17 protein-coding genes are annotated in these 16,227 nt (G+C 66.4%); 14 read left to right on the top strand and 3 right to left on the bottom strand.

All coding sequences use genetic code 11. The annotated features are described in order from the left end of the window. Positions 1-110 precede the first annotated feature (110 nt). From thiD to ACYX4S_RS16685, 9 genes are all read left to right on the top strand, one after another. Positions 111-989 carry a bifunctional hydroxymethylpyrimidine kinase/phosphomethylpyrimidine kinase gene (gene thiD / locus ACYX4S_RS16725; RefSeq protein ID WP_476361015.1) on the top strand — a complete coding sequence of 293 codons (879 nt, stop codon included), beginning with the start codon at positions 111-113 and terminating at the stop codon, positions 987-989. Beyond that, positions 986-2,014, top strand: a complete 1,029-nt coding sequence (thiO, locus tag ACYX4S_RS16720; protein ID WP_476361014.1) for a glycine oxidase ThiO — start codon at positions 986-988, stop codon at positions 2,012-2,014. Before thiD ends, thiO begins: the two co-directional genes overlap by 4 nt. Further along, positions 1,983-2,180, top strand: a complete 198-nt coding sequence (thiS, locus tag ACYX4S_RS16715; RefSeq protein WP_476361013.1) for a sulfur carrier protein ThiS — start codon at positions 1,983-1,985, stop codon at positions 2,178-2,180. The genes thiO and thiS overlap by 32 nt, the downstream gene beginning before the upstream one ends. Before the next feature lie 4 nt (positions 2,181-2,184). After that, the gene (locus ACYX4S_RS16710) at positions 2,185-2,958 is read left to right on the top strand and encodes a thiazole synthase (protein ID WP_476361012.1); all 774 of its coding nucleotides are present in this window, start codon (positions 2,185-2,187) and stop codon (positions 2,956-2,958) included. Further along, positions 2,955-3,596: a thiamine phosphate synthase gene (locus ACYX4S_RS16705; protein ID WP_293720158.1), complete on the top strand. Its 642-nt coding sequence runs from the start codon at positions 2,955-2,957 to the stop codon at positions 3,594-3,596. Before ACYX4S_RS16710 ends, ACYX4S_RS16705 begins: the two co-directional genes overlap by 4 nt. 81 nt (positions 3,597-3,677) lie before the next feature. After that, the gene (locus ACYX4S_RS16700) at positions 3,678-4,631 is read left to right on the top strand and encodes an ABC transporter substrate-binding protein (RefSeq protein WP_476361011.1); all 954 of its coding nucleotides are present in this window, start codon (positions 3,678-3,680) and stop codon (positions 4,629-4,631) included. A gap of 35 nt (positions 4,632-4,666) precedes the next feature. Continuing rightward, positions 4,667-5,404, top strand: coding sequence for a TenA family protein (locus ACYX4S_RS16695; protein WP_476361010.1), 738 nt, complete (start codon positions 4,667-4,669; stop codon positions 5,402-5,404). Beyond that, a complete protein-coding gene (locus ACYX4S_RS16690) occupies positions 5,401-6,129 on the top strand; it encodes an ABC transporter ATP-binding protein (protein WP_476361009.1) in 729 nt (242 codons plus the stop codon). The genes ACYX4S_RS16695 and ACYX4S_RS16690 overlap by 4 nt, the downstream gene beginning before the upstream one ends. Beyond that, positions 6,126-6,917 carry an ABC transporter permease gene (locus ACYX4S_RS16685; protein WP_476361008.1) on the top strand — a complete coding sequence of 264 codons (792 nt, stop codon included), beginning with the start codon at positions 6,126-6,128 and terminating at the stop codon, positions 6,915-6,917. The genes ACYX4S_RS16690 and ACYX4S_RS16685 overlap by 4 nt, the downstream gene beginning before the upstream one ends. Positions 6,918-6,942: 25 nt before the next feature. On the opposite strand, the gene ACYX4S_RS16680 is transcribed toward ACYX4S_RS16685, so the two are convergent. Beyond that, entirely contained in the window at positions 6,943-7,605 is a 663-nt protein-coding gene (locus ACYX4S_RS16680) for a thiamine diphosphokinase (protein WP_476361007.1), read from the bottom strand. Positions 7,606-7,722: 117 nt separating this feature from the next. Between ACYX4S_RS16680 and ACYX4S_RS16675 the strand changes: the two genes are divergently transcribed. From ACYX4S_RS16675 to ACYX4S_RS16655, 5 genes are all read left to right on the top strand, one after another. Continuing rightward, complete coding sequence (locus ACYX4S_RS16675) at positions 7,723-9,066, top strand: NAD(P)H-dependent oxidoreductase (RefSeq protein ID WP_476361006.1); 1,344 nt, start codon at positions 7,723-7,725, stop codon at positions 9,064-9,066. Between the two features lie 216 nt (positions 9,067-9,282). Further along, entirely contained in the window at positions 9,283-10,347 is a 1,065-nt protein-coding gene (locus ACYX4S_RS16670; RefSeq protein ID WP_476361005.1) for an ABC transporter ATP-binding protein, read from the top strand. Positions 10,348-10,480: 133 nt separating this feature from the next. Then, the gene (locus ACYX4S_RS16665) at positions 10,481-11,836 is read left to right on the top strand and encodes an ABC transporter substrate-binding protein (protein WP_476361004.1); all 1,356 of its coding nucleotides are present in this window, start codon (positions 10,481-10,483) and stop codon (positions 11,834-11,836) included. A 236-nt stretch (positions 11,837-12,072) separates the two neighbouring features. After that, on the top strand, positions 12,073-12,924 hold the full coding sequence (locus ACYX4S_RS16660; RefSeq protein ID WP_293720329.1) for a carbohydrate ABC transporter permease: 852 nt from the start codon (positions 12,073-12,075) through the stop codon (positions 12,922-12,924). A gap of 25 nt (positions 12,925-12,949) precedes the next feature. Then, a complete protein-coding gene (locus ACYX4S_RS16655; RefSeq protein ID WP_422067575.1) occupies positions 12,950-13,852 on the top strand; it encodes a carbohydrate ABC transporter permease in 903 nt (300 codons plus the stop codon). 371 nt (positions 13,853-14,223) lie between these two features. Here the strand turns inward: ACYX4S_RS16655 and ACYX4S_RS16650 are convergent, their stop codons facing one another. Together ACYX4S_RS16650 and ACYX4S_RS16645 are read right to left on the bottom strand one after the other, a co-directional pair. After that, positions 14,224-15,729, bottom strand: a complete 1,506-nt coding sequence (locus ACYX4S_RS16650; protein ID WP_293720177.1) for a tripartite tricarboxylate transporter permease — start codon at positions 15,727-15,729, stop codon at positions 14,224-14,226. Between the two features lie 10 nt (positions 15,730-15,739). Then, a complete protein-coding gene (locus ACYX4S_RS16645; RefSeq protein ID WP_476361003.1) occupies positions 15,740-16,213 on the bottom strand; it encodes a tripartite tricarboxylate transporter TctB family protein in 474 nt (157 codons plus the stop codon). Positions 16,214-16,227: the final 14 nt, after the last annotated feature.

The following is a 16,227-nucleotide window of genomic DNA, read 5'->3' as shown; positions in this document are numbered from 1 at the left end:
CCCGCGAGAGGCGGCCAGGCCATCCGCTTTCCCTCACATCGCCCCATGCGCCCGGATCCCTGACCACAGGGGCGGATCTTCGTGATCGCCCGACAGAACCGGGATCCGACATGCGCGCGAAGCCGCATCACGGCGAAACCTCCCTCCGCTCCGGCGCCGCCGCGCCGGCGATCGCCCTGACGATCGCCGGCTCCGACAGCTCCGGCGGAGCCGGCACACAGGCCGATCTCAAGACGTTTTCCGCGCTCGGCGTCTATGGCGCCAGCGTGATCGTGGCCCTCACGGCGCAGAACACGCGCGCCGTCACCGCCATTCACGACGTGCCGCTGGATGTCGTGGAGGCGCAGACCGCAGCCGTTCTCGACGATCTGGACGTGGGCGCGATCAAGATCGGCATGTTGTCCTCGCCGGACATCGTGCACACCGTCGCAAAGGCGCTTGAGGGATACGACGGGCCGGTCGTGCTCGATCCGGTGATCGTGTCGAAGTCCGGCGCCAAGCTCCTGCGGGACGAGGCCATCGACGCGCTCGTCTCGACGCTTCTCCCCCGTGCGACGCTGATCACGCCGAACCTTCCCGAGGCCGGTGCGCTGCTTGGCGAACCGGCGGCCCGCGACGACGAGGAAGCCCGCGCGCAGGGCGAGCGCCTCGCCCGTCTCGGTCCGGCAGTTCTCATGAAGGGCGGTCACGCGGAGGGGGCGCTCTGCACGGATCTCCTCGTCCTGCCCGGCGGCGGTCTGTCACGCTTTACCGCCCCGCGCATCGACACGCCCAACACGCATGGCACCGGCTGCTCGCTGTCCTCCGCCATTGCCGCCGGCCTTGCGAAGGGGCTGGAGATGGAGGACGCCGTTCGCGCCGCACATGACTGGCTGCAGGGCGCGATCAGGGCGTCCGACCGGCTCAAGGTCGGCTCGGGTCACGGTCCCGTGCACCATTTCCATCAGCTCTGGTCGGACCAGGAACCCCGGAACGAGGTGACGTCATGACCCGGCAAACTATTGAAACCGTTTCGGTGGTGGGCGGCGGCGTCGTCGGGCTTTGCGTCGCCGTCGCGGCGGTTGAACGCGGACTGAAGGTGACGCTTTTCGAGCGTGCGGAGGAGCCTGGCCCGGCGTCCTGTTCCTGGTGGGCCGGGGGGATGCTCGCCCCCTGGTGCGAGGGCGAAAGCGCGGAAGAACCGGTGGTTCGCCTCGGCGCGCAGGCGCTTTCCTGGTGGGGGGAGCGTGTCGAGGGCGTCGAGTTCAACGGCTCGCTCGTCGTGGCGCAGGCCCGCGACACCGGCGAGCTGCGGCGCTTCGCGCGCCTGACCAGTGATTTCGAGACGATCCAGGCCGAACGGATCGACGAACTGGAGCCCGATCTTGCGGGGCGTTTCCGCGAAGCTCTCTATTTTGCCGGCGAAGGACATCTGTCTCCCCGCCGCGCGCTTGTGTCCCTGGTTGCGCGCCTGAAGGCGCTTGGCGCCGATCTGCGCTTCGGCCAGGAGATGCGCCCCGAGGATGCGCCGGGCGATGCGGTTGTCGACTGTCGCGGGCTCGGCGCCAGGGACGCGCTTCAGGGGCTGCGCGGGGTCAAGGGCGAGATGCTGATGCTCCGTTGCGCGGACGTATCCCTTTCGCGCCCCGTGCGCCTGCTTCATCCCCGCATTCCGCTTTACGTGGTGCCGCGCGGCGAGGGGGTCTTCATGGTCGGGGCGACCATGATCGAGAGCGATGAACGCAACCGTATCTCCGCGCGGGCGATGATGGAGCTTCTCGGCTCCGCCTATCAGCTTCACCCGGCCTTCGCGGAGGCGGAAATCCTCGAGATCGGCGTCGATGTGCGCCCGGCCTTTGCCGACAACCTGCCCCGTCTCGTTCCCGATGGCCGCGTGTTGCGCGCCAACGGCACCTATCGCCACGGCTTCCTGCTGGCGCCCGCGCTGGGCGAGCAGGCGGCCGGCCTGCTTCTCGACCCTGCGTCAAACCCGGAGTTTCTTCATGGCCATTCACGTCAACGGCGCGCCGGCTGACGTCGCGCCCGGTCCGCTCACCGCGCTTCTCCAGGCGCTCGACTATGGCGACATGATCGTCGCCACGGCCGTGAACGGCGAGTTCGTGCCGACCGAGGAGCGCGACACCACCGAGGTTCGCGACGGTGACCGCGTCGAGATCCTCGCCCCCATGCAGGGAGGCTGACCCCATGCTCGATCTGTACGGAACCGGTGTCGAGAGCAGGCTTCTGCTCGGCACCGCGCTCTATCCCTCGCCCGCGATCATGGCCGACGCCATCCGCGCCGCGCGCTGCGACATCGTCACCGTATCGCTGCGCCGGGAAAGCGGTTCGGCGCGCGCGGGCCAGGATTTCTGGTCCTTCATCCGCGATCTCGGATTGAAGGTGCTGCCCAACACCGCCGGCTGCCACACCGTCAAGGAGGCGGTGACGACGGCCCACATGGCCCGCGAAATCTTCGGCACACCCTGGGTGAAGCTCGAGGTCGTGACCGATGCCGAGACCCTGTCGCCGGACGGCGTGGCGCTCATCGAGGCGACCCGCATCCTCACCGGCGAGGGGTTCGAGGTCTTCCCCTATTGCACGGAGGATCTTTCGCTGGCCAGACGCCTGCTCGAGGCCGGCTGCCGGGTGCTTATGCCCTGGGGCGCGCCCATCGGCTCGGCGCGCGGGCTCAACAACACCTACGGCCTGCGCACCCTTCGCGCGCATTTCCCCGATGTGCCGCTCATCGTGGATGCCGGTCTGGGTGTCCCCTCTCACGCGGCCGCGGCCATGGAACTCGGCTTCGACGCCGTGCTGCTCAACACGGCGGTCGCCAAGGCCGGTGATCCGGCCTCGATGGCGCAGGCCTTTGCCGGTGCCATCGAGGCCGGCCGTCTCGCCTTCGACGCGATTCCGATGGAGCCGCGCGACATGGCCGCACCGTCCACCCCGGTTCTTGGAAAGGCGGTGTTTGAATGAGCGCGTTCCCGCTTGATCCCTTCTACCCGATCGTCGACAGCGCCGACTGGGTCGAGCGGCTGGTGCCGCTCGGTGTGCGTCTCATCCAGCTCCGCGTCAAGGAGATGGACGGGGCCGGCCTTCGTGACGAGATCGCCCGCGCCGAGCGCTTCTCGAAGGCACATGACTGCCTGCTGGTGGTCAACGATCACTGGCGGCAGGCCATCGATCTCGGCTGCCGCTTCGTGCATCTCGGCCAGGAGGACCTTGCCGAGGCCGATGTCGGAGCGATCCGCGAGGCCGGCCTCGGGCTCGGCCTGTCGAGCCACGACCACGAGGAACTCGACACGGCCATCGCCGCGCGCCCCGACTACATCGCGCTCGGCCCGGTTTATCCCACCATCCTGAAGAAGATGAAGTGGGCACCGCAGGGGCTGGAGCGCATCGGCGAGTGGAAACGCCTGATCGGGGATATCCCGCTCGTCGCCATCGGCGGCATGAGCGTCGAGCGCGCGCCCGGTGCCTTCGATCACGGCGCCGACATCGTCTCCGTGGTGACCGACATCACGCTCAACACGGACCCCGAGACGCGCACCCGGGACTGGATCGCGGTGACCCGCGGGCGCGGGGCCGATCGAGGCAATTCCGCGCAATCCTGACTCAATTTTTCGAACTTTCCTGCCGGAAATTGCCTGGAATTGACAGGCTCCGGCAATCCGCTTCACAGGGAGGGAACACCCATGCGTCGCCTTGCAGGACTGGCCGGAACGGCCCTGGCCTTCGCACTTCTCACGAGCCTGTCGGCCTCCGCCGCCGACAGGATGAGCCTGCTGCTCGACTGGTACGTCAACCCGGATCACGGCCCGATCATCGTTGCCAAGGAACTCGGCTATTTCGATGAGGCCGGCCTCGATGTCGAGATCGTCGCGCCCGCCGATCCGTCCGCGCCGCCCAAGCTGGTCGCCGCCGGAAAGGCCGATCTTGCCATCTCCTATCAGCCGCAGATCCATCTCCAGATCGCCGAAGGACTGCCGCTGAAGCGGGTCGGAACGCTTATCGCGTCGCCGCTTAACTGCCTGATGGTAAAGGACGATGGTCCGATCAGGGCGCTCTCCGACCTCAAGGGCCGCAAGATCGGCTACTCGGTCTCCGGTGTCGAGACCGCGCAGGTGCGCGCGCTTCTTGCCCGTGCCGGTCTCTCCGCCGACGAGGTCGAGATGGTCAACGTCAACTGGTCGCTCGCGCCCTCCGTCATGTCCGGACAGGTCGACGCGGTCATCGGCGCCTATCGCAATGTCGAGCTGATCCAGATGGAACTGGAGGGTGTGAAGGGACGCTGCTTCTTCATCGAGGAGCAGGGTGTCCCCCCCTATGACGAACTGATCTACGTGGCCAATCCGGACACCATGGACGCGGACAAGGTCCGCCGGTTCCTCGATGCGACCGAGCGCGCGACCCAGTACATCATGAACCATCCCGACAAGAGCTTCGAGATCTATGCGGGCTACGCGCCGGAGCTCGACGACGAACTCAACAAACGCTCCTTCGCGGAGACGATCCGCCGGTTCGCGCTGCGCCCCGCCGCGCTCGACGAGGGCCGTTATGCCCGGTTCGAGACCTTTCTGAAGGAGAACGACCTGATCGAGACCGAGCGTCCGGTCTCCGATATCGCCATCGACATCACCGCGCGCTGACGCCGTCGAGCGAACCGACGAGAGGAGGGAAAACGATGACGATGACGGATCGCCAGAGCGTTGAAACCGCGACGGGTTTCGGCTCACCCCTGTTTGACAGGCTCAAGGCGGAGGCCGGCCCGGCCTGGGAGGCATACACACGCCATGCCTTCGTGTCGGGTCTGTCCGACGGAAGCCTGCCCCGGGAGAATTTCCTGCACTATCTCGTGCAGGATTATGTCTTCCTGCATCACTACGCCCGTGCCTGGGCGCTCGCGGTGGTGAAATCGGAAACTCCGGCCGAGGCGCGTTTTGCCGCCGGCACGGTCGATGCGCTTCTGAACACCGAACTGCAGCTTCACGTCGGTGTCTGCGCCGAGGCCGGCATCAGCGAGCGGGCGCTCGAACAGGCCGCCGAGGAGCGGGAGAATCTCGCCTACACCCGCTATGTGATCGAGTCGGGGCTGACCGGAGATTTCCTCGACCTGGTGGCGGCGCTTGCGCCATGCGCGCTTGGTTACGGCGAGATCGGGCTGCGCCTGGCTCGCGAAGCGTCGCCCGACACGCCCTACCGGGCCTGGATCGACACCTACTCGAGCCCGGACTACATCGATGTCTGCCACCGGGTGGCGAGCCTTCTCGAGCAGGCCGCCGCCGACCGGCTCGGCGCGGAGCCTGCGTCCGTGCCGCGCTGGCGACATCTCTCGCGCCGGTTCAGGACCGCGACCGAGCTGGAAATCGGCTTTTGGGACATGGGCTTGCGCGGCGGAGCGGTGCCGGAGCCCGACGCGTGACCCATCCGCCACAGATCCGGCTTGCCGGCGATTTCGATCATGCCGGCCGGCCGCTCTTTTCCGGCTTGGATCTGACGCTCGGCGCCGGCCGCTGGACCTGCCTCCTAGGGCCGTCCGGCGTCGGCAAGTCGACCGTCCTGCGCCTGCTGGCCGGGCTCGACACCGGTGGCCGCTTCTCCGGAACCATCGTGGCGGATGACGGCGAGCGGGTCGAAACCCGCGTCGCCTTCATGGCGCAGACGGACCTGCTGGCCCCCTGGCTCGACGTTACCGGAAACGTCACGCTCGGCGCCAGGCTCAGGGGGGAGCGGGCCGACATGGCACGCGCCCGCGCGCTGATCGAACGGGTCGGGTTGAGCGAGCACGCCCACAAGCGCCCGGCAAGCCTCTCGGGGGGGATGCGTCAGCGCGTGGCTCTGGCCCGGGTGCTGATGGAGGACCGTCCGGTGGTGCTGCTGGATGAACCTTTCGCGGCACTCGATGCCCGCACGCGCGCCGAGATGCAGGAGCTTGCCTTCGAGACGCTGAAAGGGCGCACGGTGTTGCTCGTGACCCATGATCCGGCCGAGGCCGTGCGTCTCGGTCATGCGATTTTCATCCTTTCGGAACAGGGGCTTGATGAGGTCGCGGCACCCGGCCTGCCGCCCATCCGCGCGGTCGACGCGCCCGAGACCATCGACATGCAGGTCCGTCTGTTCCGTGCGTTGAAAGGGGAGCCCGCATGAGCGCCCGCGACGATTTTTCCCCGCGCGGCGTCCGCGCTCGCGTGGGCGATGCCGTGATTGCCGCCATCGTGGTGCTGGCCCTGTGGCAGGGGATTGTCTGGGTGACGCAGGTGCCTGCCTTCATCCTGCCCGGTCCCTTGCGTGTGGCAGAAACCCTTGTCGCGAATGCCGGTCTCATTGCCGATCACGCGACCGTCACCATCGCCGAAGTGCTGATCGGCCTGGTGGTGGGGGCCGGGCTGGGAGCCGCGACCGCGCTGCACCTCATGGTGTCGCCGACGGCCCGGCGCATCGCGCTGCCGATCATGGTCTTCAGCCAGGCGGTGCCGGTTTTCGCCCTCGCGCCGATCCTGACGCTGTGGCTCGGCTATGGCATGGCGTCCAAGATCGCCATGGCGCTCCTGATTATCTACTTCCCCGTGGTCTCGACCTTCTACGACGGGCTGCGACGCACCGATGCGGGCCTGCTGGACCTGGCCCGCACCATGGGGGCGACGCCTTCCAGAACATTGATCCACTTACGGTTTCCGGCAGCGCTTCCGGCTTTCGGCTCGGGCCTCCGGCTGGCGGCGGTCTATGCGCCCATCGGTGCCGTGATCGGCGAATGGGTCGGCGCGTCGAAGGGGCTCGGCTACCTGATGCTTCTCGCCAACGGCCGCGCCAAGACGGATCTGATGTTCGCCAGTCTCTTCGTGCTGGCGCTTTTCGCCGTGGTTCTCTACGCGGCGGTTTCGGCCGTGACACGGCGCATGACGTCCTGGTCGCGGGAAAGCACCGACACCATGTGAGTGGCCGCGATGCGAGCGGTCGCGCTCAGCCGGCGAGGTCGAAGGGCCGGGCGAGCAGGACGCCCGTGCCCGCGCCAAGGGTCACGCCGATGCCATCGCCGCGGGGGCCGACCCGGTTCGAGAGCGTCAGCGAATGGCCCATCGGCACGAAATGGCGGGTGAGCGGCCATTGCACGCCCTCAAGCGTGAGCTCCTCGAGATCGCTCAGCGCCAGCACGGAAAACAGCGATCCTTCGGGAAGGTCGAGCGTCTGGCCGCCCGGCAGGACCGGCCAGGCCTCCTCGTGTCCGCTGGTCATGAGCACGGGCACCGCGTGACGCCGCGCGGCGGCGACGCCGAGCAGCAGGTTCTGGAGCGCGTGGTCGGAACGTTCGCCGCCAAGCGCGCCGGCGAAGACGAGCCGGTCGGCGCCGCGTTCCAGCGCGGCCTCGATGGCCAGTTCGCCGTCCGTCATGTCCTTGGCAACCGGATGCTCCACCCGTTCGACCCCGGAAAACCGCGCTTTCAGCGCCGTGTCAGAGGAATCGAAGTCGCCGACCCAGAGTTCGGGAACGAGACCGAGCGTGGCCGCGTGGCGCATTCCCCCATCGGCGGCGATGACGCGCGCGCCCTCGATCTGGGCAGCAAGGCGCGGCCCTGGCGAAAGCTCGCCTCCGAGCAGGATCAGGAAGGGTGTCGCCGCCGGCATGGAAGCCTCCCGGTTCGTTGCCTCTTGTGAGGAATGCCTGCAATCGGGGTCGCACGTCGGCCCTTGTCACGCAAGCCGGTTTGCCGCCACTCTGACGCGAAAGGGAGGACGACAAACATGAATCTGTCTCGAATGCTCGCGGCTCGTGCCGCCGAGGGGCGTCCCGTGCGGGTCGCGCTGATCGGCGCCGGCAAGTTCGGTTCCATGTATCTGACCCAGGCCCGGCTCACGACCGGCGTGCAGGTGGCGGCCATCGTCGATCTCGATCCGGCCCGTGCCCGGCGCACCCTGGCCACCTGTGGCTGGCCGGAAGAGCAGTCGGCGGCGGAAAGCCTTGACGATGCAATGGCGTCGGGTGCGACCCATGTGACGGATGATCTCGCCCGCGTGCTTTCCGATGCCCGCATCGAGGTGGTGATCGAGGCGACCGGCGATCCGGCGGTCGGCATTCGCCATGCGCTTGCCGCGATCGAGGCCGGAAAGCATCTGGTGATGGTCAATGTGGAGGCGGACGTGCTGGCCGGTCCGCTGCTTGCCCGCCGTGCCGAAAGTGCCGGTCTCGTCTATTCGCTCGCCTGGGGCGACCAGCCGGCGCTGATCTGCGAGCACGTCGATTGGGCGCGCGCCTGCGGCTTCCACGTCGTGTGCGCCGGCAAGGGGACGCGCTACCTGCCGGCCTACCACCAGCTCACGCCGGACACCGTCTGGGACGTGCTGGTTCAGTATCTGCACATCACCGACTGCAGCCTCATCAACCCGAAGATGTTCAACTCCTTCCTGGATGGTACCAAGTCGGGAATCGAGATGGCGGCCGTGTGCAATGCCACCGGGCTGGTGTCCCAGCCGGACGGTCTCACCTTCCCGCCCGCGAGCCGCTTCGAGCTGTCCAGCGTGTTGCGTCCGAAGGCGTTCGGCGGGTCGCTGGAAACGACCGGCACCACGGAAGTCGTCTCCTCGCTGACCCGCGCGGGCGAGGATATCCCCCATCACCTTGCCATGGGCACCTATGTGGTGATCGAGGGCGAGACGGACTATGCCCGCCGCTGCTTCCAGGAATACCACATGCTGGAGGATGACAGCGGGCGCTTCGCCGCCCTGTACCGTCCCACGCATATGATCGGGATGGAACTGGGCGTTTCGGTTGCTTCCGTGGCGCTCAGGCGCGAGCCGACCGGGTCGCCGGCCGGCTTTGTCGCCGACGTGGTGGCGACCGCCAAGCGCGACCTGAAGGCCGGAGAGATGCTCGACGGCGAGGGCGGTGCGACGGTCTGGGGCAAGCAGCAGCCGGCGGCCAGCTCGCTTGCCGGCAACCGGCTGCCGCTCGGCCTCGCCGCGCATGTGAAGCTGGTGCGCGACGTCGCCGAGGGCGCGATGCTGACCTGGGACGACGTGGCGATCGACACGACCGATACCGCGGTCCGCTTCCGCCGCGAGATGGAGGAAACCTTCGCGCCCGCCTGACACGGCCCCGGCTTCCCGCCCGCGGGATCACCGCGTTCCGGCACGCCGGGATTCCGCAGGCGGGAGCGCTTCCGGGCAACTTGCGCTTTTGCATACCTTGTGGCGCATGATGCCGCTCGACGAAAAGCGATGCAAAAAAAGCGAAAACCTGTGTTGCGCTTGGGGAAAAATGCGGACACTATACCTTAATGGATACATTAAGGAGGGAGGACCTTAATGGCCCCTGTTATGTTTCGCGATGTCCGCAAGGCGTTTGGTCAGGTCGAAGTCCTGCATGGCGTAACGGTGGACATCGAGGAGGGGCAGTTCGTCGTTCTTGTCGGGCCTTCGGGCTGCGGAAAGTCGACGTTATTGCGAATGTTGGCCGGACTCGAACACATCACCTCGGGCGAGATCCTGATTGGTGACAAGACCGTCAATCACCTGCCGCCCAAGGACCGGGACATCGCCATGGTGTTCCAGAACTACGCGCTCTACCCGCATTTGTCGGTCGCCGAGAACATGGGCTTCTCGCTCATGCTCAAGGGGGCGTCGAAATCCGAGATCGCGGCAAAGGTCAGTCCCGCCGCGGAGATTCTCGGGCTGACGCACCTGCTCGAGCGGTATCCGCGACAACTGTCGGGCGGACAGCGCCAGCGTGTGGCCATGGGCCGCGCCATCGTGCGCGATCCGCAGGTGTTCCTGTTCGATGAGCCCCTGTCCAATCTTGACGCGAAGCTGCGCGTGTCGATGCGCACGGAAATCAAGAACCTGCACCAGCGGCTTCAGACCACGACCGTCTACGTAACCCACGACCAGATCGAGGCCATGACCATGGCCGATAAGATCGTGGTGATGCACGACGGGATCGTGGAGCAGGTGGGCGCCCCGCTCGATCTGTACGACAAGCCCGAAAACCTGTTCGTCGCAGGCTTCATCGGGTCGCCGGCCATGAACATGGTCCACGGCGAACTCGATGCGGATGCGCCGGGAACCTTCGTCACCAGCGGGGGGACGCGCATTTCGGTCGCCAACCCCGGCAGTGCGACGCCGGGACAGAAGCTCGTCTGTGGCATTCGCCCCGAGGCGATCCATCTTGGCGGCGACGTGGCGCTGAAGGTCGAGGTCGTCGAGCCCACCGGCTCGGAGACCCATGTGGTTTCGCTTCTCGACGGCAAGGAGATGACCTGCGTCTTTCGCGAGCGCATCTCCGCCACGCCCGGTGAGGAGATCCACGTCTCGATCGACCCGCAGGCCGTGCACCTGTTTGATGCCGAGGGCGGCAAGCGCTTGTCGGTCTAAGGGTTTCCCGCGCGTTTGGGAGGACGCGCGGGCAAGGCGGGCCCCGAATTTGCGGGGACCCGTCACCCAGGCGGCGAAAGACCGCCGGCGCGGCCATGCCGACCGCGCCCCAGTTCAGGAGGAGACAATTGCAATGACCAATGATCCCAAGATCTTCGACCCGAGGCGGGGCTTCTCGCTCGACCGCCGCACGTTCCTGTCCGGATCGGCGGCCGTGGCGCTGGGCGGTGCCCTTGCCGGTCCGTTCGCCAGCCGCAAGGCCATGGCGCAGGCGGCGGCCGCCACCTTCCAGCCCGAGGAGGGCGCATCGCTGCGCCTGCTGCGCTGGGTGCCGTTCGTGAAGGGCGAGGAGGACGCCTGGAACGCCAACACCGCCGCCTTCACAGAGGCGACCGGCGTCGATGTGCGCATCGATCAGGAGAGCTGGGAGGACGTGCGTCCCAAGGCGGCCGTGGCGGCGAACGTGGGTTCGGGCCCCGACATCGTCATGACCTGGTTCGACGATCCGTTCCAGTATCCCGACAAGCTTGTGGACGTGACCGACCTCGCCACCGCACTGGGCAACCAGTATGGCGGCTGGTACGAGGGCCTGGAAGGCTATGCCCGCCAGGGCGACACCTTCATCGCGCTGCCGCTTTGCGCCATCGCCAATGCGATCTGCTACCGCGACAGCCACATGAAGGCGGCCGGCTTCGACGAGTTCCCCAAGGACACGGCCGGTTTCCTGGAGCTCTGCAAGGCGCTCAAGGCGAAGGGAACGCCCGCGGGCTTCCCGCACGGCAAGGCGGTCGGCGACGGCAACAACTATGCCCACTGGCTGCTGTGGAGCCATGGCGGCATGACCGTCGACGAGAACGGCAAGGTGGCGATCAACTCGCCCGAGACGAAGGCCGCGATCGAATACGCCATCGAGCTCTACAAGACCTTCATTCCTGGAACGGAGAGCTGGCTCGACATCAACAACAACCGCGCGTTCCTGGCAGGTCAGGTCTCGCTGACGGCGAACGGCGTCTCGCTCTACTACGCTGCGGCCAATGACCCGGCGCTCAAGGAGATCGCCGAGGATATCCGCACCACGAACCTTCCGATCGGTCCGGTCGGCAAGTCCGTGGAGCTGCACCAGACGACGACGCTGTCGATCTTCAAGCATTCGCAGTATCCGAATGCCGCCAAGGCCTACCTGAACTTCATGTATCAGGCGGAGCAGATGAACAAGTGGCTGGAAGGCGCCAGCGCCTACTGCTGCCAGCCGCTCAAGGCCTTCGCGGACAATCCCGTGTGGACCTCGAATCCGGCTCATGCCGCCTATGCCAACGCGTCCGCGACCCTGCGGCCGAACGGTTATGCCGGCCCGCTCGGCCCGGCATCGGCCGGCGTCATGGCCGACTACGTGGTGGTCGACATGTTCGCCGAGGCCGTCACCGGGCAGCGCACGCCGGAAGAGGCCATCGCCAACGCGGAGCGGCGCATCGCCCGCTACTACCGCTAAGGCCGGATCCAGACAACGCCGTGCCGGGCGCGCAGCCCGGCACGGCGTATCGCCCGGACGCCATGCCGCGCGGCCACGTGCCGGCGGTTTCGCGCGGGCAGGCTCTCCATCGTTTCGCGTGAGGAAAGGGCGTTCCCCTCATGGCCACCACGCCGCTTGCAGATACGTCGCCGTCCGGCCCCCGTTCGCCGATCAGGCGGTTCTTCGAAAGCCGCAACGGCCTCGGCCTGTTGTTCATGCTGCCGGCAGCGATCGTCCTGCTGTGCTTCCTGACCTACCCGCTGGGCCTTGGTGTTTGGCTCGGCTTCACCGATACGCGCATCGGGCGCGAGGGTGTCTTCATCGGCCTCGAGAACTACGAGTGGCTGTTCGATGACCCGATCTTCTGGCTGTCGGTGTTCAACACCATGCTCTACACGGTCGTGGCCTCGATCCTGAAGTTCGCGCTCGGCCTCTGGCTGGCGCTGATCCTCAACAACCACCTGCCGTTCAAGACCTTCTTCCGCGCCGTTCTGCTGTTGCCCTGGGTGGTGCCGACGGTGCTTTCGGCGATGGCGTTCTGGTGGATCTACGACAGCCAGTTCTCGATCATTTCCTATGTGCTGATGGAGCTTGGCTGGATCTCGCAGCCGATCAACTTCCTCGGCGATCCGACCAACGCGCGCGCCTCGGTGATCGCGGCCAACGTCTGGCGTGGCATCCCCTTCGTGGCGATCTCGCTGCTGGCCGGACTGCAGACGATCCCGCAGTCGCTGAACGAGGCTGCGGCCCTGGACGGGGCGACGTCCTGGCAGCGGTTCAGAAAGATCACGCTGCCGCTGCTCTCCCCGATCATCGCGGTGGTGATGACCTTCTCGGTGTTGTTCACCTTCACCGACTTCCAGCTCATCTACGTGCTGACGCGCGGCGGGCCGGTCAACGCGACCCATCTCATGGCGACGCTCTCGTTCCAGCGCGCGATTCCCGGTGGTCAGCTCGGCGAGGGTGCGGCCATCGCGGTTGCCATGATCCCCTTCCTGCTGGCGGCCATCATGTTCAGCTATCTCGGGCTGCAGCGGCGCAAGTGGCAGCAGGGCAGCGGCGACTGACGCGCGACAGGAGGAGCCTTCAATCATGACCGATCAGACCGCCGCCCCGCAGCGAAGCGTTGCCGCCGACAATGTCGAGGGCATGGACCAGTTCAACACGCTGCCGCGCCGCATCATCGTCATCTATCTGCCGCTGGCGTGCTTTGTTTTCGTGATGCTTTTCCCGTTCTACTGGATGGCGATCACGGCGGTGAAGCCGAACTTCCAGCTCACCGACTACGAGAACTACAGCCCCTTCTGGGTGGTGGAGCCGACGCTGAGGCACATCAAGTACCTGCTCTTCGAGACGTCCTATCCCGGCTGGCTGTGGAACACGATGCTGGTTTCGGTTGCCTCGACCGTCATCTCGCTCTTCGCATCGGTCCTGGCGGCCTATGCCATCGAACGGGTGCGCTTCACGGGCGCGCGCGTCACCGGACTGATGATCTTCCTGGCCTATCTCGTGCCGCCGTCGATCCTGTTCATTCCTCTGGCGTTCATCGTCTTCAACGTCGGCATCTTCGACAGCAAGCTGGCGCTGATCCTGACCTATCCGACGTTCCTCATTCCCTTCTGCACCTGGCTGCTGATGGGCTACTTCCGCACCATCCCCTTCGAGCTGGAGGAAAGCGCGCTGGTCGACGGGGCGAACCGCTGGCAGATCCTGACGAAGGTGGTGCTGCCGCTCGCGGTGCCGGGCCTGATCTCGGCCGGCATCTTTGCCTTCACCCTGTCGTGGAACGAGTTCATCTACGCGCTCACGTTCATTTCCTCCTCGGAGAACAAGACGGTGCCCGTGGGCGTCCTGACGGAACTGGTGCGTGGCGACATCTACGAGTGGGGCGCACTCATGTCGGGCGCCCTGCTCGGGTCGCTGCCGGTGGTGATCCTCTATTCCTTCTTCGTCGACTACTACGTCTCGTCCATGACCGGCGCGGTGAAGGAGTAACCCGGCTGGTCGCCCCTTTCACGAAAGGGCGGCGAGGACCGGAACGAACGCCTTTGGGAAGGGCGGCGGGGTGACCCGCCGCCCTTTTCGTACGCGTGCCCCGTGAGCGCGGGTGCCGGCCTCTCACGAAGACGAAGCGAGGGCCGGGCTCTGGCGTGAGGCTGCCGGCAAACAGAGTGAAGAGGCATGACGGGCACATCCGGGCGGGACACCAGTGCGCCACCGGTGCGGGCGGCTCCGGCCCCGCATCATCGTGCTTCGGTTCCACCGGCACGCAACGGCGTGCAAAAAAACGGCCCGCGGGACACGCCGGCGGGCCGCAAGTCAGGGGCAGGTCGAACCGGAAAGCCCCGAAAGAACCACAGATCAGGTCACGCGCCCTGTGTCCCGGCGCGCGCCTTGCGTCTTGCGATCAGCCCCATGACGAGGGGTAGGCACCACACGGCGATGGTGAAGAGCCCGAGGCCGCAGGCGATGGGGCGTTCGAAGAAGGCCAGCAGGTTGCCGTCGGACTTGATCATCGAGGTGATGAAGTTCTGCTCCAGCATCGGACCGAGAACGAGGCCCAGGATCGCCGGGGCGATGGGAATGTCGTTCTCTTCCATGATGAAGCCGAGCACGCCGAAGATGAGCATCAGCAGCACGCCGAAGATGGAGTTGTTGATCGCGAAGGAGCCGACGATGCAGAAGATCAGGATGATCGGCATCAGCACCCTGTTGGGGATGGAGAGCAGGGTGCTGGCGCCCTTGATGGCGATGCATCCGAGCGGGATCATGATCAGGTTCGCCAGGAAGAACACGACGAACACGGCGTAGATCATCTGCGGGTCGTTGATGAAGACCATCGGCCCCGGGTTGATGCCCTTGATGTAGAGCACGCCGATCACGATGGCGGTGATGCTGTCGCCGGGAATGCCGAAGACGAGCGCCGGGATCCAGGCGCCGCTCACCGCGCCATTGTTGGAGGCGCCGGCCTCCACCAGCCCCTCGACATGACCCTTGCCGTATTTCTCGGGCGTCCTGGAGAACTTCTTCGAGACGGCATAGGAGATCCATGCGGCGATGTCGGCCCCGGCGCCCGGCAGCGCGCCGATGGCCGTGCCCGTCAGACTGCCGCGCAGGGCCTGCACCGGATAACGCACGAGATTGCGGAACTGGCTGACGAGAATGCCGTCGCTCATGCGGTTTTCCAGGCGCGGACGGTCCGTGCGGTTCACAACCGCACGGAAGATCTCGGACACGGCAAAAAGCCCGATCATGGCCGGAATGAACTGGATGCCGGCCAGAAGCTCGATGTTGCCGAAGGTGTAGCGGGGCTGACCGGCCGGGTTGTCGATGCCGATCGTTGCCGCGAAAAGCCCGATGACGAGCGAGATCAGCCCCTTGGGGACGGAGCCGGGCGAGATGAAGATGGCGCAGGAAAGCCCCAGCACGACGAGCCAGAAATACTCGTAGGAGGAGAATTTCAGCGCGATCTCGGCAAGGGCTGGCGACGCGGTCACGAGCACGATGGTGCCGACGATGCCGCCAAGGGCGGAGAAGAACAGTCCGGCGCCGAGTCCGTCCTGGGCGCGGCCCATTTGGGTGAGCCTGTAGGATTCCTCCACATAGGCCGCACTCGCCGGCGTGCCGGGCATCCTGAGCAGGGCGCCCGGAATGTCGCCGGCGAAGATCGCCATGGCCGTTGCCGTGACGATGGAGGCGATGGCGGGCACCGGATCCATGAAGAAGGTGACGGGAACCAGAAGGGCCGTCGCCATGGTGGCGGAAAGCCCCGGAATCGCGCCGACGAACATTCCGAAACAGGCCGAGCCGAGAATGACGGCGAGCACGTGCGGCTGGAAGACAAGCTCGAGAGCCTGGGCGAAGACCATCATCGCGGGAACCTCACCACTGGAAACCGAGGATGCTTGCGGGCGGAAGCGGAACGAGCAAAAGCCCGCCGAAGGCCTCCTGGATGACCACGGCCGCGATGATGGCCGCCGGCACGGAGACGATCAGCCTGGCGCCGAGGGTCAGCATGAGCGTCACCATGACGATGAGGGCCATGGGCACGAAGCCGATATTGTCCGAAAACACGATGTAGGCGACGACGAGGGCCACGGTCAGCGCGAGGCTTGCAAGCGAGCGGGGCGAGTGCGCCCAGTCGGCAAGGGACAGGCGCGGCACGCGCTCGGCGCGCATCACCGCGCGTGCGGAGAGAAACAGGCCGACGCCGATGGCCAGAAAGGCGATTGCTCTCGGCATGGTCTCGGCGCCATAGGCCTGGCCGGGGATCGGGGTGAAGTCGAGCGCGGAGACGTAGATCCCCACGCCCCCGGCAATGACAAGAAGCCCGAGAAGCAGGTCGTTGAATTTCATGGGGCGGATCCATC

It is taken from the genome of Stappia sp. ABD4_338, from assembly GCF_056312175.1.
The sequence above is the reverse complement of the archived record's forward strand: the minus strand, read 5'-3'. Positions and strand labels throughout refer to the sequence as shown.